Source organism: Vannielia sp. ABF1_015 (assembly GCF_056160745.1).
Genome location: NZ_JBSWXT010000003.1, coordinates 272,034 through 289,260, shown reverse-complemented (window position 1 = coordinate 289,260; position 17,227 = coordinate 272,034). Strand labels below are relative to the sequence as shown.

General features: G+C 64.9%; 19 protein-coding genes. 11 read left to right on the top strand and 8 right to left on the bottom strand.

Going from position 1 to position 17,227, the window contains the following annotated elements:
• The first annotated feature begins 55 nt into the window (after window positions 1–55).
• From accD to ACXAG6_RS18725, 4 genes are all read left to right on the top strand, one after another.
• Window positions 56–1,030 (top strand): acetyl-CoA carboxylase, carboxyltransferase subunit beta, encoded by a 975-nt coding sequence (gene accD, locus ACXAG6_RS18740; protein WP_475339407.1) that lies wholly within the window; start codon window positions 56–58, stop codon window positions 1,028–1,030.
• A 26-nt stretch (window positions 1,031–1,056) separates the two neighbouring features.
• Window positions 1,057–2,274: a bifunctional folylpolyglutamate synthase/dihydrofolate synthase gene (locus ACXAG6_RS18735; protein WP_475339521.1), complete on the top strand. Its 1,218-nt coding sequence runs from the start codon at window positions 1,057–1,059 to the stop codon at window positions 2,272–2,274.
• A gap of 244 nt (window positions 2,275–2,518) precedes the next feature.
• Window positions 2,519–3,118 carry a rhodanese-like domain-containing protein gene (locus tag ACXAG6_RS18730; protein ID WP_475339406.1) on the top strand — a complete coding sequence of 200 codons (600 nt, stop codon included), beginning with the start codon at window positions 2,519–2,521 and terminating at the stop codon, window positions 3,116–3,118.
• A gap of 23 nt (window positions 3,119–3,141) precedes the next feature.
• Complete coding sequence (locus ACXAG6_RS18725; RefSeq protein ID WP_475339405.1) at window positions 3,142–4,275, top strand: LysM peptidoglycan-binding domain-containing protein; 1,134 nt, start codon at window positions 3,142–3,144, stop codon at window positions 4,273–4,275.
• Between the two features lie 182 nt (window positions 4,276–4,457).
• On the opposite strand, the gene argF is transcribed toward ACXAG6_RS18725, so the two are convergent.
• Entirely contained in the window at window positions 4,458–5,384 is a 927-nt protein-coding gene (gene argF, locus ACXAG6_RS18720; protein ID WP_475339404.1) for an ornithine carbamoyltransferase, read from the bottom strand.
• Complete coding sequence (locus ACXAG6_RS18715; protein WP_475339402.1) at window positions 5,381–6,562, bottom strand: acetylornithine transaminase; 1,182 nt, start codon at window positions 6,560–6,562, stop codon at window positions 5,381–5,383. Before ACXAG6_RS18715 ends, argF begins: the two co-directional genes overlap by 4 nt.
• A gap of 233 nt (window positions 6,563–6,795) precedes the next feature.
• Here ACXAG6_RS18715 and ACXAG6_RS18710 point away from each other — a divergent pair, with 233 nt between their 5' ends.
• From ACXAG6_RS18710 to ACXAG6_RS18690, 5 genes are all read left to right on the top strand, one after another.
• Complete coding sequence (locus ACXAG6_RS18710; RefSeq protein ID WP_475339401.1) at window positions 6,796–7,725, top strand: DMT family transporter; 930 nt, start codon at window positions 6,796–6,798, stop codon at window positions 7,723–7,725.
• A gap of 55 nt (window positions 7,726–7,780) precedes the next feature.
• Window positions 7,781–8,377, top strand: coding sequence for a GcrA family cell cycle regulator (locus tag ACXAG6_RS18705; protein ID WP_140015663.1), 597 nt, complete (start codon window positions 7,781–7,783; stop codon window positions 8,375–8,377).
• Window positions 8,378–8,457: 80 nt separating this feature from the next.
• Window positions 8,458–9,477, top strand: coding sequence for a nucleotidyltransferase family protein (locus tag ACXAG6_RS18700; protein ID WP_475339400.1), 1,020 nt, complete (start codon window positions 8,458–8,460; stop codon window positions 9,475–9,477).
• A gap of 107 nt (window positions 9,478–9,584) precedes the next feature.
• Window positions 9,585–10,526 (top strand): ABC transporter ATP-binding protein, encoded by a 942-nt coding sequence (locus tag ACXAG6_RS18695; protein ID WP_475339398.1) that lies wholly within the window; start codon window positions 9,585–9,587, stop codon window positions 10,524–10,526.
• Window positions 10,523–11,284 carry an ABC transporter permease gene (locus ACXAG6_RS18690; RefSeq protein ID WP_475339397.1) on the top strand — a complete coding sequence of 254 codons (762 nt, stop codon included), beginning with the start codon at window positions 10,523–10,525 and terminating at the stop codon, window positions 11,282–11,284. Before ACXAG6_RS18695 ends, ACXAG6_RS18690 begins: the two co-directional genes overlap by 4 nt.
• 54 nt (window positions 11,285–11,338) lie before the next feature.
• Here the strand turns inward: ACXAG6_RS18690 and ACXAG6_RS18685 are convergent, their stop codons facing one another.
• On the bottom strand, window positions 11,339–11,896 hold the full coding sequence (locus ACXAG6_RS18685) for a hypothetical protein (RefSeq protein ID WP_475339396.1): 558 nt from the start codon (window positions 11,894–11,896) through the stop codon (window positions 11,339–11,341).
• Between the two features lie 101 nt (window positions 11,897–11,997).
• Between ACXAG6_RS18685 and ACXAG6_RS18680 the strand changes: the two genes are divergently transcribed.
• The gene (locus ACXAG6_RS18680) at window positions 11,998–12,516 is read left to right on the top strand and encodes a GNAT family N-acetyltransferase (RefSeq protein WP_475339395.1); all 519 of its coding nucleotides are present in this window, start codon (window positions 11,998–12,000) and stop codon (window positions 12,514–12,516) included.
• Between the two features lie 8 nt (window positions 12,517–12,524).
• Window positions 12,525–13,940 carry a 30S ribosomal protein S12 methylthiotransferase RimO gene (gene rimO, locus ACXAG6_RS18675; RefSeq protein WP_475339393.1) on the top strand — a complete coding sequence of 472 codons (1,416 nt, stop codon included), beginning with the start codon at window positions 12,525–12,527 and terminating at the stop codon, window positions 13,938–13,940.
• On the opposite strand, the gene ACXAG6_RS18670 is transcribed toward rimO, so the two are convergent.
• The 5 genes from ACXAG6_RS18670 to ACXAG6_RS18650 form a co-directional block, all read right to left on the bottom strand.
• Window positions 13,913–14,878, bottom strand: a complete 966-nt coding sequence (locus ACXAG6_RS18670; RefSeq protein WP_475339392.1) for a hypothetical protein — start codon at window positions 14,876–14,878, stop codon at window positions 13,913–13,915. The two genes, rimO and ACXAG6_RS18670, sit on opposite strands and share 28 nt — an antisense overlap.
• A gap of 262 nt (window positions 14,879–15,140) precedes the next feature.
• Window positions 15,141–15,485 (bottom strand): DUF6455 family protein, encoded by a 345-nt coding sequence (locus tag ACXAG6_RS18665; RefSeq protein ID WP_475339391.1) that lies wholly within the window; start codon window positions 15,483–15,485, stop codon window positions 15,141–15,143.
• Window positions 15,486–15,568: 83 nt separating this feature from the next.
• Window positions 15,569–15,910: an LIC10280 family protein gene (gene lfb1 / locus ACXAG6_RS18660; protein WP_475339390.1), complete on the bottom strand. Its 342-nt coding sequence runs from the start codon at window positions 15,908–15,910 to the stop codon at window positions 15,569–15,571.
• Between the two features lie 56 nt (window positions 15,911–15,966).
• On the bottom strand, window positions 15,967–16,329 hold the full coding sequence (locus tag ACXAG6_RS18655; RefSeq protein WP_475339389.1) for a diacylglycerol kinase: 363 nt from the start codon (window positions 16,327–16,329) through the stop codon (window positions 15,967–15,969).
• A gap of 113 nt (window positions 16,330–16,442) precedes the next feature.
• Window positions 16,443–17,156 (bottom strand): M48 family metallopeptidase, encoded by a 714-nt coding sequence (locus ACXAG6_RS18650; RefSeq protein WP_475339388.1) that lies wholly within the window; start codon window positions 17,154–17,156, stop codon window positions 16,443–16,445.
• Window positions 17,157–17,227 lie beyond the last annotated feature (71 nt).

Genomic DNA, 17,227 nt, shown 5'->3' with positions numbered 1-17,227 from the left:
CCCCCGCGCTCGGCCTATCTCACGAAGCAGCAGCAGGCAGCCTCGGAAAGGTGCGATGAACTGGATTTCCAACTACGTTCGCCCGAAGATCAACTCGCTCTTCTCGCGCCGAGAGGTGCCCGAGAACCTGTGGAAGAAGTGCCCCGAGTGCGGCACGATGCTGTTCCACCGGGAGTTGAGCGACAATCTGAACGTCTGCACAAGCTGTGACCATCACATGCATCTCACCCCGCGCGAGCGGTTCACGGCGCTGTTTGACGGCGGGATCTTTACCGAGGTGAAGGTGCCCGAGCCAGTGGCGGACCCGCTGCAGTTTCGGGACCAGAAGCGCTATCCGGACCGGCTGAAGGCGGCCCAGCGGACGACTGGTGAGCATGAGGCGATGCTGGTGGTCGAGGGCGAGATGGGGCGCACGCCGGTTGTGGCGGCGGCGCAGGATTTTAGCTTCATCGGCGGTTCGATGAGCATGTATGTGGGCAATGCCTTCATCGCGGGCGCGGAGCGCGCGGTGAAGATGAAGCGGCCCTATATCGTATTTTCCGCCGCTGGCGGTGCCCGGATGCAGGAGGGCATTCTGGCCCTGATGCAGATGCCGCGCACCACCGTGGCGATCCAGATGCTGAAAGAGGCGGGCCTGCCCTACATCGTGGTGCTCACCCACCCGACGACGGGCGGGGTGACGGCCTCTTACGCGATGCTGGGCGATATCCACATTGCTGAGCCGAATGCGCTGATCGGCTTTGCTGGCACGCGGGTGATTGAGCAGACCATTCGTGAGCAACTGCCCGAGGGCTTTCAGCGGGCCGAGTACCTGCTGGATCACGGGATGCTGGACCGGGTGACCCATCGCAAGAAGATGAAGGAAGAGCTGGTTTCGCTCTGCCGGATGCTGATGGGGATGGAGCCGCCGGTGGTGGGCGATCTGCCTGCACCGCCGCCCGAGCCTGAACTGCCCGCACCGGAGCAGCCAGAGCCCTCGCAGGCTGCGGCGGGCGATGAGGCTGCGCCGATGGAAGAGCAGAAGAAGTGACAAGCGCGGCCCTGCTGGAGCGGCTGATGTGGCTCCACCCGGCGGAGATTGACCTGACATTGGGCCGGATGCACCGGCTTCTCGCGGCCCTCGGCAACCCCGAGCGACAGTTGCCGCCCGTGGTGCATATCGCGGGCACCAACGGCAAGGGCTCGGTGCAGGCGATGCTGCGGGCCGGGCTGGAGGGGGCCGGGCAGAGGGTGCATGCCTATACCTCGCCGCATCTGGTGCGGTTCCACGAGCGGATAAGGCTGGCGGGCCACGAGATTTCGGAAGAGGCGCTATGTGGCGTGCTGGAAGAGGTGATCGAGGCCAACGCGGGCGAGGAGATCACCTTTTTTGAGGCGACGACAGCGGCGGCCTTTGTTGCCATGGCACGCGAGCCTGCCGATTGGTGCCTGCTGGAGGTGGGCCTTGGTGGTCGGTTGGATGCGACCAATGTGATCGACAGCCCGGCGCTTTGCGTCGTTACCCCGGTGGCGCTGGATCATCAGGAATATCTGGGCGAGACGCTGGGTGAGATTGCGGGCGAGAAGGCCGGGATATTGAAGCGCGGCATCCGGGCCGTGGTGGCGCGACAGGCCGAAGAGGCGGAAGAGGCCATTGAGCGGGCGGCTGCACGGGTGGACGCACCGCTGTTGGTTGAGGGCCAGCACTGGCACGGCGCGCTAGAGCGCGGGCGGCTGGTGGTGCAGGATGAGACGGGCCTTGTGGATCTGCCGCTGCCGGTGCTGCGTGGGCCGCATCAAGTGGCCAATGCGGGCGTTGCCGTGGTGGCGCTGCGGGCACTGGGCCAGGGCGAAGAGGCGCTGGAAGCGGCGATGAGCCGGGCCGAGTGGCCCGCGCGGATGCAGCGGTTGGAGCCGCGCGAGGGGCTGGAGCTGTGGCTCGATGGTGGCCACAACCCCGCCGCTGCGCAGGTGCTCGCTGCCGGGCTGGCGGACCTGCATGCCCGGGAGACGGTGTTGGTGGTCGGGATGCTGGCCAACCGACCGGTCGAGACGTTTCTCGCGCCGTTGGCCGAGGTGGCGGGCCGAGTGGTGGCCGTGCCGATCCCCGGAGAGGAAAAGGCCCACCCGCCCGAGGCTGTGGCGCAGTCGGCGGCAGCTTTGGGGTTGCAGGCCGAGATCGCCCCGGATCTGGCGGGGGCTCTTGCGCGAATTGCAGCCACCTCTCCCGAGGCGCGGGTGGTGATTTGCGGCTCGCTCTACCTTGCGGGTGCGGTGCTCGGCGGGCGGGCCTGAGCCGCGCAATCAGCCCGCGTGGCTGCCATGGCGGGAGTTTGCCGGAGCCGGTTGAAATTTAGGCGTCTGGTAACCCCTTGGAACGACTCGCAAACTCGCCGACGGGCGAGCCACCGTATCTTGAAAGCTACACTTTATATTGACCGCATAGGCGAAACTTCGCTACATTTTGCGGTGTATAGGATAGGCGCGTCCGTCTGCCATTTCCATAATCAAGGGCGCTCCGGCTGTTGGGGGACATATTATGCGCATGATCGCGGTTGCGATTGCGGCGGCATTTGCCACAGGGGCTTCGAGCCTCGCGGCGGAGCCGATCCGGATTACGGAAGACATGCTTTCAAAGAGCTTCGACCTGAAGGGCGAAGCGATCACCATTGAAAGAACGCAAGACGAAGCCGCGGGGGCGCAGAACTGCCCGCCCGCCTGCATCCAGCCCGTCTATGTGGCTGAAGGCGTGGAAACCGTGGGCGAGCTGGAGGTTATCGCCTTTCTCGAAAACACGGTGGCCAGCGGCAAGGGCTTGCTGCTCGACAGCCGGATGCCTGACGTATTCATCAACGGCACCATCCCCGGCGCGGTGAACGTGCCCTACACCACGCTCGATCCCGAAAATCCCTATCGCAAGGATATTCTGAGGGCGCTGGGGGCCAAGGAGAACGGTGGCAATTGGAACTTTGATGGCGCAATGGAGCTGACGCTGTTTTGCGCCGGGCCCGGCTGCGACCAGACCGCCAAATCCATCGCCAGCCTCTCTTCGGCGGGCTACCCGGCAGAGAAGCTGCATTACTACCGTGGTGGGATTCAGGTTTGGCAGATGCTTGGCCTGAACGTGGCACAACCCTGATGGCGATGCGGGGGCAGGATAACATGTTCAGAGCTCTGGTTGTGGCCTCTGCGTTGCTGACGGCGACCCTTGCGGCGGTGCTCTTCATGCCCGGGATCGGGCGCAACAGCGGCGCGGCGGAGGCTGTAAGCACCGGCGAGATGCTGCGGAGCGGTGAGCTTGCGAGCGGGGCCGAGGATGTGGCCGCAGAGCCGGTTGAGGCTGCGGCGGTGATGCCGGAGCCCGAGGTGCAGCCGCTGGAGGTGGCGCAGGTTGCCACCGTGGCGGCCGAAGAACAGGGGCCGCTCGCGGATGAGAATGCCCTTGCGGCGGCAGTGGCCCTCTCGGCCCCTGCAATCGAAGACACGGCGCCGGGCGCAAGCGTCGATGTGGAAGCGCTCAGCCGGGGTGTGCTGGCCGGGCTAGGCCATGAGCTGCCAGAGGAGCAGCCCGCTGCCGATGTGGCGTCCACCCCCGATCCGGAGGCCATGGGCGGCCCGCTGGTGAACGTGGAGCGCAGCACGAAGTCCCGCGCGTCATCCGACCGGGCCCTGAGAGACGCAGCCTCTTGGACGACGGATTACGTGTTGATCGGCCTTGGCCAAGGGCCGCGCAAGGTGACATCGGCACTGGAAGACGCGCAAGAGTGGTCGACAGCCTATGTGCTGAACGGGCTCGGGGCCGAGTTTTCACAAGAGGCGGATGCGGGCAACGGGGCCGGGCCTGTGGTGGCGCTGGAAGACGTGATTGCGCAGGCGATCGAAGAGGGTCGGTCGGATGAAGACCTGATCGAGCTGATCGACCGGCTTTCGGCATCCGGGCAGCTTGACGCGCCGGCGGCCCTGTTGCGGCCCGACGGGCAGGTGGACTCGGCGCTGGTGCTGAACGCGCTGGTCAGTGCCTCCACGGCACGGGCCGGGGCCGAGGCGGGTGCGCGCCAACAGGCCGCAAACGGTGCCGCAGCCGCAGTGCCAACGCCGGTGCAGCGCCCCGTGGTCCGCCAGCTTGACGCGCCGGTGACCTACACCGTGAAGCGGGGCGACAGCCTTGCGGCGATTGCCTATCGCTTCTACGGCGTGACCAGCCGTTACACGATGATCTTCGAAGCAAATCGGGAAGCGCTTTTAAGCCCCGACAAGATCCGTGCGGGCCAGCGGCTGACGATACCAGCCGGCTGAGACAGCACATCCGAAGGGCGAAAGAGTAAGCAGAATAACCAGTCACGCCCCCAAAGCCACCGGCCCCCCGTTTCCAAGAACAGGCGGCCGGTGGTTGCGTTTTCGGGGTGGCGCGCTGGCCGTTTGAGCCCTCCTTGCAGCTGCGAAGAAAGGCCCGGAGGGTCTTGATGAGTTGCCTTGCCTCAGGCGCTGAGGCACCAGCGCAGAACGGCCTTTTGTGCGTGCAGGCGGTTCTCGGCCTCATCGAAGATCACCGACTGGGGGCCATCCATCACCGCGCTTGTGACCTCTTCGCCCCGGTGCGCGGGCAGGCAGTGCATGAACAGCGCCTGCTCGCCTGCGGCGGCCATTACGTCCTCGTTCACCTGATAGGGGCGCAGCAGGTTGTGGCGGCGTTCGCGGGTGCTTTGGGCATCGTGCATCGACACCCATGTATCGGCCACGATCAGATCGGCGCCTTCGACGGCGGACCAGATATCGCGGTCGAACTCGACCTTGGAGCCTGCGGCGCGGGCCTCGTCGACGAACACCCGCTCGGGATCAAGCTGTTCGGGGCCGCAGAAGGTGACATCGAAGCCAAATTTGCCTGCCGCATGCAGGAAGCTGGCGCAGACGTTATTGCCATCGCCCGCCCAGACGACCTTTTTGCCCGCAATCGGGCCGCGATGCTCCTCATAGGTCATCACGTCTGCCATGATCTGGCAGGGGTGGGTCCGGTCGGTCAGCCCGTTGATGACGGGCACCGAGGCGTGCTCGGCCATCTCAAGCAGGGTATCTTCGGCGAAGGTGCGCAGCATGATGAGATCAACGTAGCGCGACAGCACGCGGGCGGTGTCGGCGATGGTTTCGCCGTGGCCGAGCTGCATTTCACCACCCGAGAGCACCATGGTTTGCCCGCCCATCTGGCGCACGCCCACGTCGAAGCTGACGCGGGTGCGGGTGGAGGGTTTTTCAAACACCAGCGCAACGATATGGCCCGCCAGCGGCTGCTCGTCATCGGGCAGGCCCTTGAGGCGGCCAGCGCGGGCCTTTTTCATGGCGGCGGCATTGTCGATCATCGCGCGAAGGTCGGTGATGTCGGTTTTGTTGATGTCGAGGAAGTGGTTCATTGCGCGGTCTCCACGGCAGTTGCGGCGGCGTCGAGCCGGGTGATGGCCTCGGAAATTTCTTCCTCGGTGATGTTCAGGGGCGGCAGCAGGCGTGCCACGTTATCGGCCGCAGGCACGGTGATGACGAGGGCGTCATAGCCCGCCTTCACCACGTCGGCCACCGGGGCCTTGCACTTGATGCCGAGCATGAGGCCTTGCCCGCGGACGCTTTCGAAAACCTCGGGGTGGGCGTCGATCAGCCCCTCCAGCTTTTGCCGCAGGAGGCCGGACTTGCGGTTGACCGCGTCGAGAAACGCCGGGTCGGAGACCACATCGACCACCGCCTTGCCCACGGCGCAGCCCAGCGGGTTGCCGCCGTAGGTGGAGCCGTGGGTGCCTGCGACCATGCCCGCCGCAGCGGCCTCGGTGGCCAGCACCGCGCCGAGGGGGAAGCCGCCGCCGATGCCCTTGGCGGACATGGCGATATCGGGCGCGATCCCGGCCCATTCAAAGCCGAAGAACTTGCCGGTGCGGCCAATGCCGCATTGCACCTCATCCGCGATCAGCAGCACGCCATGCGCGGTGCAGGCGGCGCGGATGGCCTTGAGCTGGTCGTCGGGCAGCACGCGGATGCCGCCCTCGCCCTGCACTGGCTCGATCAGAACCGCCGCCACATCGGGCTTGGCGACCTCGGCCTCGAATTGCTCCATGTCGCCCCATGCGAGGTGGCGGAAGCCGGGGAGGACGGGGCCGAAGCCGCCGACCATCTTTTCGGAGCCCGAGGCGGCGATGGCGGCGGAGGAGCGGCCGTGGAAGCAGCCGTCGAAGGTGAGGATCTCGATGCGCTCGGGGTTGCCCGCCGCGTGGTGGAACTTGCGGGCCATTTTGACGGCCAGCTCGCAGGTTTCGGTGCCGGAGTTGGTGAAGAAGACGGTATCGGCAAAGCTCACCTCCACCAGCTTGTCTGCCAGCGCCTTCTGCTCGGCCACGGTGTAGAGGTTGGACACGTGCCAGAGCTTGCCGGCCTGCTCGGTGAGCACCTGCACCAGCTCGGGCGCGGCGTGGCCGAGGGCATTCACGGCGATGCCGGAGCCGAGATCCAGGAAGCGTCGGCCATCCTGCTCCACCAGCCAGGCGCCTTCGCCCTTCACGAAGGTGAGGGGTGCGCGATTGTAGGTCGGCAGGATGGAGGGGATCATCGGATCGTCCTTTCTGGAATGAAGCCCCGAAATGGCTCAGAGAAGGGCTTTCGTCAACGATTTTTGGGGTTTGGACCGGGTTGCGGGCGGGCACGGCGGAGCGGCCCGAGAATAATCAGGCGCGGCGTCGGCGTCGGATATTGGCGCAAGTGGTCATGGCGGGGCAGATAGCGCATTGACGCGGCCTTGGGAAGCACGATCTATGCGGGGAGCATAAAACCCCCGGATCCCTGATGCGTGACGCCACCTTTATCCCGGTCAAGCCGGACAACCTGATTGCGGCGATCTGCATCGTGGCCTCGACCTGTTTCATTGCGCTTTCCACGCTGTTTGCCAAGTCGCTGACGACCGACGCGCTTGGCCCGGCACTTTCGCCCTTTCAGGTGAGCCAGGGGCGCTTTGTCTTTGCGCTGATGGTGTTTGCGATGGCGGCGGCGGTGATGCGGCCGCGGCTGACGCGCCCGCATATGGGGCTGCATGTCGCCCGCACCGGCTGCGGTTGGGGCGGGGTGACTTTAATGTTCGCGGCGGTGGCCTATATACCGATGGCCGACGCCACGGCGCTCACCTTCACCAGCCCTGTCTTTACGCTGATCTTTGCGGTGCTGTTGCTGGGTGAGCGGGTGGGCTGGGTGCGCTGGGGCGCGGTGGCGATTGCCCTGACCGGCGCGACCATTCTGCTGCGGCCCACCCCGGCGAGTTTTCAGCCTGCGGCGCTGCTGGCGATGGGGGCGGCGGTTTCGATGGGGTTGGAGGCGATTTGGATCAAGAAGCTCACCGGGCGGGAGGGGCGGCTGCAAATTCTGCTGGTGAACAATTGCATCGGCGTGGTGATTGCCTCGGTGGCTGCCGTGGCAGCGGGATGGCAGATGCCGACCGGGCTGCAATGGGGCGCGGCGGCGGGGGTTGGGGTAACGATGGCGCTGACCCAGACTCTCTTTATCAACGGGATGGCGCGGGCCGAAGCCTCCTTTGCCGCTCCGTTCACCTACGGCACGCTGGTCTTTGCCGCGATCTTCGATGCGGTGGTCTTTGGCGTTTTGCCCGGCTGGGTGAGCTACCTTGGCGCGGGCGTGATCGTGGCGGGCGCGCTACTGCTGGCCTGGAGAGAAGGTAGAAAGCGCCCGGTTGGGTTGCACCCGGGCGCTGGCGTAGTAAAATAAGGGAAACAAGCGGCCCGGTGGCGGGCCGCTTTTCAGTTGAAAGGATGACGGGCCAATGTCGTGGACCGATGAGCGCGTGGAAACCCTGAAACGGATGTGGGGCGAAGGCCAGTCGGCCAGCCAGATTGCCAAGGAGCTGGGCGGGGTGACCCGCAATGCCGTGATTGGCAAGGTGCACCGGCTTGGGCTTTCGAACCGTGCGACGGGGGCTTCGCCCGCGCCGGCGGCAAAACCCGCCGCGAAGGAAAAGCCGGCGGCTGCAAAGCCGAAGGCGAAGGCCAAGCCGCAGAAGGCTGCTGAACCGGCCAAGGAAAAGCCCGCCAAGGAAGAGCCTGCAACCCAGAGCGCCGCGCCTCCGATGAGTGCCGCGCGCAAGGCGATCATCCCCGCAGGCCAGCCGCTGCCGCCACAGCCCTCGGCCAACGAGATCAGCCCCGAGGCGCTGGCCTCGGTGCGCGAGGTTGAGAAGAAGGCCAAGAAACTCAGCCTGATGGAGCTGACCGAGCGGACCTGTAAATGGCCGATCGGCGACCCGGCGACTGAAGACTTCTGGTTTTGCGGGCTTTCTGTGCAACAGGGCAAGCCCTACTGCGAAGCCCACGTTGGTGTGGCCTTCCAGCCGATGAGCTCGCGCCGGGACCGCCGCCGCTGACGGGCGCTTGCATAGCAAAAATAGAATTTGATATGCAAAGCCGTTGACGCTTTGCATATCAAAAATGTATTTTGCTATGCATGGCTGCTCTGATCCGAACTTCTGCCACTGCAAATGTTGCCTACCACGACCTGCTTCGGTTGCATCGTGACGATGCGGTTGCGGAGTTGAAGGGGAAGGCGACCCAGCATGTGCGGGGCGGAAAGTCCTTCTGGTACGACAGTTACCGCGTCGGTAATCAGATGAAGCACGCCTATATCGGGGAAGACACCGAAGACCTTCGCACCCGTCTGGAGCGTCTTTCAGAGATCAAGGCCGAGGCTGCGGCACGTGACAAGGAGCGCATCCGTCTCGTGCGTTTGCTCAGGGCCGAGGGCCTGACCCAGATGGATGCGGGCACCGGAAGCCTACTGGCCGCGATGGCCCGGATCGGGGTGTTTCGCCTTGGCGGAACGCTGGTAGGCACAATGGCGTTCCGGCTTTATGAGGGCGAACTTGGCCTGAGGGTCGGCACCGACGCTGCCGCGATGACGGGCGATGTGGATATCGCCAGTTTCGAACGGCTTTCGGTCGCGGTGGCCGACACGGTTTCCGAACCGATGGCAAAGGTTCTTTCTGACCTGTCGTTTGATCCCGTGCCGTCGCTGAACAAGGGCAAGGTCTGGAAGTGGCGCCAGACGGACAAGAGCACCATGGTGGAGTTCCTCACGCCGTCCTTCGAGGCGGACGAGGGGCTTAAGCCGCTGCCTTCTCTCGGCGTATCGGCACAATCGCTGCATTACCTGAACTTCCTCTTGGCGCGGCCCATCCCTGCGGTTGGGCTCTACCGCTCGGGCGTGCTGGTGCAGATCCCGCGACCCGAGGCCTTTGCGATTCACAAGCTTATCGTCGCGGCCCGGCGGGAGGGGCGGGATGCGATCAAGGCGCGCAAGGACCGCGCGCAGGCGGCGCTGCTGATCGCGGCGCTGGCGGAGGACCGGCCGGGCGAGTTGGCGGAGGCTTGGGACGAGGCGCGGGCCGGTGGGCCGAAATGGTGTGCGCTGATCGACAAGACGCTGAAACATATGCCGGAAAGCACCGCCCTGTTGGCGGAATGCTGACAGTCCCTTGTCAGCAGGGCGCAAGAAACTGAACCGGTCGGTCTTGCCGTGGGGGCTTTCGGCGCTACACCTTTCCCCCTGACATAACGAGGGAAGGAGGCCGCATCATGGCCCCGATCATTTCCATCAAGGGATTGCAAAAGACCTATGACGACGGGTTCACCGCGTTGCATGGCGTCGATCTGGATATCGAAGAAGGTGAGATTCTTGCGCTGCTCGGGCCCAATGGCGCGGGCAAGACCACGCTGATCTCGGCAGTCTGCGGGCTGGTGACGCCCACGGGCGGCAGCGTGACGGTGGGCGGGCATGACATTGCAACCGATTACCGCGCGGCGCGCGAGATGATCGGGCTGGTGCCTCAGGAAATTTCGATTGAGCCCTTCGAGAAGGTGCTGAACACGGTGCGCTTTTCGCGCGGGCTGTTCGGCAAGAAGAAGGACGAGGCGCATCTGGAAAAGGTGCTGAAGAGCCTGAGCCTTTGGGACAAGAAGGACAGCCGCAACAACGAGCTTTCGGGCGGGATGAAGCGGCGGGTGCTGATTGCCAAGGCGCTCAGCCACGAGCCGCGCGTGCTGTTCCTCGACGAGCCGACGGCGGGCGTGGATGTGAACCTGCGCAAGGACATGTGGGCGCTGGTGCGCGAGCTGCGCAGCGAGGGCGTGACCATCATCCTGACCACCCATTACATCGAAGAGGCCGAGGAGATGGCCGACCGGATCGGGGTGATCGACAAGGGCCGGCTGCTGCTTGTGGAAGACAAGGACAAGCTGATGAAGAGCCTTGGCCGTAAGGAGCTGGTTCTGGAACTGGCAGAAGCGCCCGCGGCGCTGCCTGACAGCCTGCAGGGCTATGACCTTGAGCTGGACGGCACGCGGCTGACCTATACCTTCGACACCACCGCCGGGTCGACCGGGGTGACGCGGCTGATGGCCGATCTAGCCTCTGCCGGGCTGAAATTTACCGATCTCTCCACCCGCCAGTCGAGCCTTGAGGATGTGTTCCTTTCGCTGGTCGAAGAGAACCAGGACCAGAAGGAGGCCGCGCAATGAACTGGCGGGCGATTGCGGCGATCTACCGATTTGAGATGACGCGGTTCTTCAGGACCGTGACCCAGAGCATCGTGTCGCCGGTGCTTTCGACGGTGCTCTACTTCGTGGTCTTCGGCTCGGCCATTGGCGGGCGGATCGAGAGCGTGGAGGGGGTGAGCTACGGCGCCTTCATCGTGCCGGGGCTGGTGATGCTGACGCTGCTGCAACAGTCGATCAGCAACGCGAGCTTTGGCATCTACTTTCCGAAGTTCATCGGCACGATCTTCGAGCTTCTGAGCGCGCCAATGAGCTTTATCGAGGTGGTTCTCGGCTATGTTGGCGCGGCGGCGACCAAGGCGCTGTTTATCGCGGGGATCATCATGATTACGGCGAGCTTCTTTGTTGAGCTGAACATTCTGCATCCGGTGTGGATGCTGGCCTTTCTGGTGATGACGGCGGTGAGCTTTGCCCTGCTGGGCTTCATCATCGGGATCTGGGCGAAGAACTTCGAGCAGCTGCAGCTCATTCCGCTGCTGGTGGTCACGCCGCTCGTGTTTCTTGGTGGGTCGTTCTACTCGATCTCGATGCTGCCGCCAGCTTGGGCGACGGTGAGCCACTTCAACCCGGTGCTCTACCTTGTCAGCGGCTTCCGCTGGAGCTTCTTTGGCATCTCCGATGTGCCGGTGGGCATATCGCTGGTGGCGGTGGCGGGCTTCTTTGTGGTCTGCCTCGTGGCGATCTATGCGATCTTCAAGACCGGCTGGCGCATCAAGCCGTGAATTATAGGCGCGGGCCGCTGGGGGAGGACGGGCGGCCCGCGCGCTGAGACAGGATCATTCGATCCCGTCTATCCCTTCATCGTCGTCGCCGCGCCCGTGGTAGTGCGAATCGGCATCAATCGCCTCGTAGAGCGGGGCCAACTCTTCATCGGTGAAGGTGTGCGCCTCGCTGCGGGCGGGTTCTGAGACGGCGTAGGCGGTGTTGAGCGGCTCGGAGAGGGTCAGCTCGTCTGACTCTTCGATGGCCTGCCGATTGGAATGATAGAAGTAGAGCGCTTGGGCAATGTAGGCGAGCGCCTCGGAGACCTTCACCGGCATTGGTTGGGCGATGTAGTCGAAGGCGGCATGGGTGGACTCATGCACCACCAGCGCGGCCCTGAACGGGTCTCCGTCCACCGCGGTGAAGCCGAGATCAAACCTGTTGGGCCCGAAGCGGTAAACGCCGCAAACGCCAGCCGGGCCGGCCCGCCGTGCGGTGATTGTGTTATCGGCGATCTTGTCGCGGACGGGCTGGTAGATGGCGGGGGTCACGTTGCGACCGGCTACGGTGAAGCGGAGGTGCTGCATGGCAGCTGTCGAGATCGCGCGATCGACGTCTTGTATCAAAGACATTTTAACATCTCTCTCAATTGGGTTCGCCCGAAGCGGGGCGATTGCTATGACTTGAAGCGCGAGTGCGGCCTGAATTTCCGCTGCGCAGGAATGATATGGGGATGCGGAGGCGCGATTTGAAGATGCGGGCCGAGGTGGCTGGGCAGGATTTTGCCGATTGGGCTGGGGTGCACCGGCTGCTGGTGGAGAGTTTTGCCTTCATGGAGGGGCGGATTGACCCGCCTTCCTCGCTTGCTGCGCTCACCCCGGAGGGGCTGGCGGAAAAGGCGGAGCGGGAGGTGCTGATGCTGGTGCGCTACGGCGCCCGCGTGGTGGCCTGCGGCTTTGCCGCGCCGCGTCGCCCGGTGCTTTATCTTGGCAAGCTGGCGGTGACCGAACAGCTGCGCGGGCGCGGGCTGTTGCGGCAGATGGTGGCGCTGGCCGAGGAGATGGCGCGGGACGGCGGCTTTGAGGCGCTGGAATTGCAGAGCCGGGTGGAACTGGTGGAAAACCACGCCACCTTTGCGGCGCTGGGCTTTGAGGAGGTCGCCCGCACGGCGCATGAAGGCTACGACAGGCCGACCTCGATCACCTTTCGCCGCGTCGTGCCCCCTTCCGCCAAGGGGCAAGCGCCTGTATAGCGCGCTCCATGTCCAGCAATCCGCCCGACCTGCGCCCCGACCTTGCCCCACGCCCGAAATTCGGTGAGGCGCCCCGTGAGGGGCAGCCGCGCATTGGCATGGTCTCGCTCGGGTGCCCGAAGGCGCTGGTGGACAGCGAGCGGATTTTGACCCGGCTGCGAGCCGAGGGCTACGGGATTTCGCCCGACTACTCCGGGGCCGATGCGGTGATTGTGAACACCTGCGGCTTTCTCGACTCGGCCAAGGCCGAGAGCCTCGATGCGATTGGTGAGGCGATGGCGGCCAATGGGCGGGTGATCGTGACGGGCTGCCTTGGCGCGGAGCCGGAATACATCACCGGGGCGCATCCGAAGGTGCTGGCGGTGACCGGGCCGCACCAATACGAGCAGGTGCTAGATGCGGTGCATTCGGCGGTGCCCCCCGCGCCCGACCCGTTTGTGGATTTGCTGCCTGCGAGCGGCGTGAGCCTGACGCCGCGCCACTACAGCTACCTGAAGATTTCGGAGGGCTGTAATCACAAGTGCAAGTTCTGCATCATCCCCGACATGCGCGGCCGGCTGGTGAGCCGTCCGGCGCATGCGGTGGTGCGCGAGGCGGAGCGGCTGGTGGAGGCAGGGGTAAAGGAGCTTCTGGTCATCAGCCAAGACACCTCGGCCTATGGCGTGGACATCAAGCACGCCGAAGAGCGCGGGCACCGGGCGCATATCACCGATCTGGCGCGCGATCTGGGCAGCCTCGGCGCTTGGGTGCGGCTGCATTACGTTTACCCCTATCCGCATGTGCGGCAGGTCATTCCGCTGATGGCGGACGGGCTGGTGCTGCCCTACCTTGATATCCCCTTCCAGCACTCCCACCCCGAGACGCTGAAGCGCATGGCCCGGCCGGCGCATGGCGAGAAGACGCTGGAGCGGATTGCGGAGTGGCGGAGCATTTGCCCCGATATCACCCTGCGCAGCACCTTTATTGTGGGCTACCCGGGTGAGACCGAGGAAGAGTTTGCTCACTTGCTGGATTGGCTGGATGAGGCGCAGCTGGATCGTGTTGGGTGTTTTCAATACGAGAATGTCGCCGGGGCGCGCTCCAACGACCTGCCCGATCATGTGCCCGCCGAGGTGAAGGAAGAGCGCTGGGCGCGGTTCATGGAGAAGGCGCAAGCGATCAGCGAGGCCAAGCTGGCGGCGAAGGTCGGCCAGCGGATGGATGTGATCGTGGACGAGGTGGACGCGGACGGCGTGGCGACCTGCCGGACCAAGGCGGATGCGCCGGAGATAGATGGCAACCTCTTTATCGACGAGGGCGCGGAAGGGCTGAGCCCCGGTGATATCGTGACGGTCGATGTGGACGAGGCCAGCGAATACGACCTCTGGGGCCAGCTCGTAACCGGCGGTCGCCCGCCTCAGGTGGCGGCGGAAACCCGGAAGTAACCGGCGGAGTCGGCCCATTGATGCAGCTGGAGCCGGTCGTCGCGCTCTTTGTTCTTCAGGGCCTTCACGGAAACCCGGCTATCGGCGGTGACCTTGTACTCCAGTTCCAGCTTGATCTTTTCACCCAGGCTGTGCTCCGCCGTCGCCTCCAGTCCGCGCGTCTCCTCGATACTGAGCGACGTGCTGTCGGGCTCCGCGCCGCCCAGGAAGAGCACCGGCAGGAGCGGCTTGGCGCGTGGCGCGACGGTGACGAAGGCGCGGCCGTCCTCGGGCGTCAGCACTGTCGGCGGGGAGTAATGCGTGACCTGCGCGCTGTGGCGCAGATCGCCGGTGGCCTGATCCCTGTATTCGATCAAGTCCATCTCGACGGGCACGGCCACCTGAAAGCGGCCGTAACGGGGGGCCATGTGCATGTCGACTGTCAGGCTCGTGCCGGCGTTGGCCGTAAGGCCGACGTTGTGCAGCTTCAGGCTGAGCTTGCCGTTCTGGGCCTCGCTGCGGCGGAAGTCGACCTCGATGCTCAGCGCCTTCTCGACATCCTCATGGGCCTCGTAGTCGATAACCGGGACGTAGACGAGCACCTTGGAGGTGCGTCCGGTCTTTTCGAAGGCTCCGAAGGTGGCGGCCCACCAGCCGATGAGGTTGTCGACGCGCGGATCGGGCTCGGAGATCGCAAGGTCGATCTTGTCGGGGTCACGCGGACGGGCGCGGCTGCCGTGAGGGGCGGCGGCAAGCAACGCGAGCGCATCGACAGCATCGCCCGCGTCGGACATCGTGCCGAAGCGCTCGGGCAGGGGCGCCTGCGTCACGACGCCCCGCATGGCCACGAGCGCATCCTCCCCGTGATCCTCCACGAATTGCCGGGTGCGGGTGAGGCTGCCGGTGAAGGCGGACTGCACCGCGTGACTTTCCTGAAAGATTTCCCACACATGGTCCATCGCAACCGTCCTCCGCTGTCATTGTCAGAGTGACAGGACGCAAAGATTCGGCTCAAGTAAAACTTCGCAGCGCGGAGGGCGAGGCCCGGGCGCATCACCGGGCTCCGCTGGCTGGTTTTCTGCCAAGTCCATCGTGCCGAATGCCGTGCTAGAGGAAGGTAACGGGGTCGGTGGCTCCCCAGTCACCGACCCCTCGCGATGCCGGCGAAGCGGGTCCCTGTCCCGCCTCTCTCTCCCTGCCGGCATGTCTCTGAGTTAAAGTTTAACGGCTTTGGCGCAGCGCCTTCACGCGGGCCAGTGCCTGGCTGGCGCGATCGACGGCCATGCCAGAGTCTCTTCGGGCCTTCTCGGACTTTTTACGCAACTCAAGGAAGCGGCGCTGATTGACGCAGGTGGGGGGGCAAGAGGCCCCGTCTTCGATGGCGGTGTCGAGCCATTTGCCGCAGTCTTCGGCCCAGCCGCAACCGCGGCAGCGGGTAACCATGGCGGACCATGCCTCGCTGTCGAGCGCGCCCTCTTCCATCGCCTGCGCCAGATCGGTGCGGGTGGCCTTGGCCATGCCCATGGCCAGCAGGTAGTGGGTGCGTTCGTCTCCGAGAGGTTTCATCGCGGCCTGTCCTTGTTCCGGTTCGCAGGACAGGTTTTGCAAAACGGGCGGCGACCGTCTTTGACTCAGGTCAAACCGGGGTATCAGGGCAGGGGCGTGAGTTTTTCCAGCGCGGTGCCGCCGGCCCATGTGCCGTGGAGTTCGCCCGTTGGGGTGATGACGTAATACACCGGCTCCGGATCGCCCCAGCGGATGGTGATGACCTTGCCGTCCACCGGGCCTGCACCGGCGTAATTGCTGCCCGCAACCTGCCAGGTCATGCTGACGGCGCCGCCATTTTCGACCAGATCGACAGTGCCGGTGTACTTGCTGCCATCGGGGTTCATCCCGGCCACGGCGTAGCGGCCAGAGAGGCCTTCGGCGAAGGCGGGTAGGGCGAGGCAGAGGAGGCTGGCGGTGGCGAAAGCGGTGGAGCGTGTGAACATGGGCTTTTTCCTGAGGGCTTGGGGCTAAATGCCTCTAAGCTTGCCCGCGACGTGCTTTAAAAAGCAAGCCCGAGTAGAATCACCAGCCAGGCCAGCCCCACGGCGATGGCTGCGAGGGCGACGGCGGCGGAGGCGGTGTCTTTAGCCTGTTTGGCCAGCGGGTGACGCTCCATCGAGATGTGATCAACGGTGCGCTCGATGGCCGTGTTGAGGCACTCGAAAGCAAAGACGAGGATGCCGCCCATCAGCAGCAGGGCCTTCTCCCCGGCCGAGATTGGAAGGATCAGTGCCATCAGGGAAGAGGCGAGGTAGGTGACGATCCATTGCTTGAGGGAATGCTCGGTGCTCCAGACGTGGGCGAAGCCCTCCCACGACCATTTGGCGCGGAGCCAGATCCGCTTCACTTGCTGCTTGAACATCCGCTGCCCTCGTCTGACCTCTCGCCCCTGCTTTCAGATAGCGGCGGAGGCGCGGTTTTTGAAGCCTGCCGCAGCATAGGGCTGCAAATGGGGCAGGTGGTGGCGCGAGGGCGCTACATGTTGGCGGCGGTCCGGCGCACGGTTTCGATCCGCGAGGCGTTGGGCGGGTGGCTGCCGAGAAACACATCTCCCGGGTCGGGAATGCGGGTGAAATACTGCGCGCCGCGCACCGGGTTGAAGCCCGCTTTCTTGGCGATGATCGTGCCGAGCGCATCGGCTTCCAGCTCGAATTCCTTGGAGAACCGCCGCGCGCCGATGCCTGCACCAACTCGCGTGGCGGCCTCCACCGCAGCATCGCCGCCGCCGCCCACGCCGACCAGCGTGCCCAGCACCAGCGCACCGAAGGTGGCGCTTTCGCGGGTGCGGGGGATGTGCTCCTTGATGTGGTGCGCGGCCTCGTGGCCGAGGATAAAGGCCAGCTCATCCTGATTGCGGGCATCTGCAATCAGCGCGAGTGTGAAGGCGATTACCGGGCGGCCGTTTTTGTCTTCGGTCTGGTAGGCGTTGGCGGGCTGGCCGCGCCGGTCATCGACGATGATGAGGAAATCGCAGTCGGCGCGGGGCAGGCGGGCGCGGCACTCGCGCTCAGCCACCGGCTCCACACGTTTGACGACGGTGACAAAGTTGCGCGCCGCGCGGTTGGCGTCGAGGCTGGCGGGCGCGGCGGAGGGTGTGGGTTGGCTTGGGGGCTGCTGTGGCTCGGAGGGCACCTCGACACATGCGGTGAGGGATGCCAGCGCTAAAATTGCGCATAGATGTTTAATCATGGGCCTCTGACTCTGCCTGACTGCTCTTTCGCCGGGCAGAATAGCAGGCCGTTGCACTGCGCTGTAGCCCC

What these genes read in the sequence shown, in the direction of transcription:
- ACXAG6_RS18700 (WP_475339400.1), top strand. Translation starts at nt 8,458, where the DNA reads ATGGCTGCTCTGATCCGAACTTCTGCCACTGCAAATGTTGCCTACCAC.
- ACXAG6_RS18695 (WP_475339398.1), top strand. Translation starts at nt 9,585, where the DNA reads ATGGCCCCGATCATTTCCATCAAGGGATTGCAAAAGACCTATGACGAC.
- ACXAG6_RS18690 (WP_475339397.1), top strand. Translation starts at nt 10,523, where the DNA reads ATGAACTGGCGGGCGATTGCGGCGATCTACCGATTTGAGATGACGCGG.
- ACXAG6_RS18655 (WP_475339389.1), bottom strand. Translation starts at nt 16,329, where the DNA reads ATGTTCAAGCAGCAAGTGAAGCGGATCTGGCTCCGCGCCAAATGGTCG.
- ACXAG6_RS18665 (WP_475339391.1), bottom strand. Translation starts at nt 15,485, where the DNA reads ATGAAACCTCTCGGAGACGAACGCACCCACTACCTGCTGGCCATGGGC.
- lfb1 (WP_475339390.1), bottom strand. Translation starts at nt 15,910, where the DNA reads ATGTTCACACGCTCCACCGCTTTCGCCACCGCCAGCCTCCTCTGCCTC.
- ACXAG6_RS18725 (WP_475339405.1), top strand. Translation starts at nt 3,142, where the DNA reads ATGTTCAGAGCTCTGGTTGTGGCCTCTGCGTTGCTGACGGCGACCCTT.
- ACXAG6_RS18710 (WP_475339401.1), top strand. Translation starts at nt 6,796, where the DNA reads ATGCGTGACGCCACCTTTATCCCGGTCAAGCCGGACAACCTGATTGCG.
- ACXAG6_RS18680 (WP_475339395.1), top strand. Translation starts at nt 11,998, where the DNA reads ATGCGGAGGCGCGATTTGAAGATGCGGGCCGAGGTGGCTGGGCAGGAT.
- ACXAG6_RS18650 (WP_475339388.1), bottom strand. Translation starts at nt 17,156, where the DNA reads ATGATTAAACATCTATGCGCAATTTTAGCGCTGGCATCCCTCACCGCA.
- ACXAG6_RS18730 (WP_475339406.1), top strand. Translation starts at nt 2,519, where the DNA reads ATGCGCATGATCGCGGTTGCGATTGCGGCGGCATTTGCCACAGGGGCT.
- accD (WP_475339407.1), top strand. Translation starts at nt 56, where the DNA reads ATGAACTGGATTTCCAACTACGTTCGCCCGAAGATCAACTCGCTCTTC.
- ACXAG6_RS18735 (WP_475339521.1), top strand. Translation starts at nt 1,057, where the DNA reads ATGTGGCTCCACCCGGCGGAGATTGACCTGACATTGGGCCGGATGCAC.
- ACXAG6_RS18685 (WP_475339396.1), bottom strand. Translation starts at nt 11,896, where the DNA reads ATGTCTTTGATACAAGACGTCGATCGCGCGATCTCGACAGCTGCCATG.
- argF (WP_475339404.1), bottom strand. Translation starts at nt 5,384, where the DNA reads ATGAACCACTTCCTCGACATCAACAAAACCGACATCACCGACCTTCGC.
- ACXAG6_RS18670 (WP_475339392.1), bottom strand. Translation starts at nt 14,878, where the DNA reads ATGGACCATGTGTGGGAAATCTTTCAGGAAAGTCACGCGGTGCAGTCC.
- ACXAG6_RS18705 (WP_140015663.1), top strand. Translation starts at nt 7,781, where the DNA reads ATGTCGTGGACCGATGAGCGCGTGGAAACCCTGAAACGGATGTGGGGC.
- rimO (WP_475339393.1), top strand. Translation starts at nt 12,525, where the DNA reads ATGTCCAGCAATCCGCCCGACCTGCGCCCCGACCTTGCCCCACGCCCG.
- ACXAG6_RS18715 (WP_475339402.1), bottom strand. Translation starts at nt 6,562, where the DNA reads ATGATCCCCTCCATCCTGCCGACCTACAATCGCGCACCCCTCACCTTC.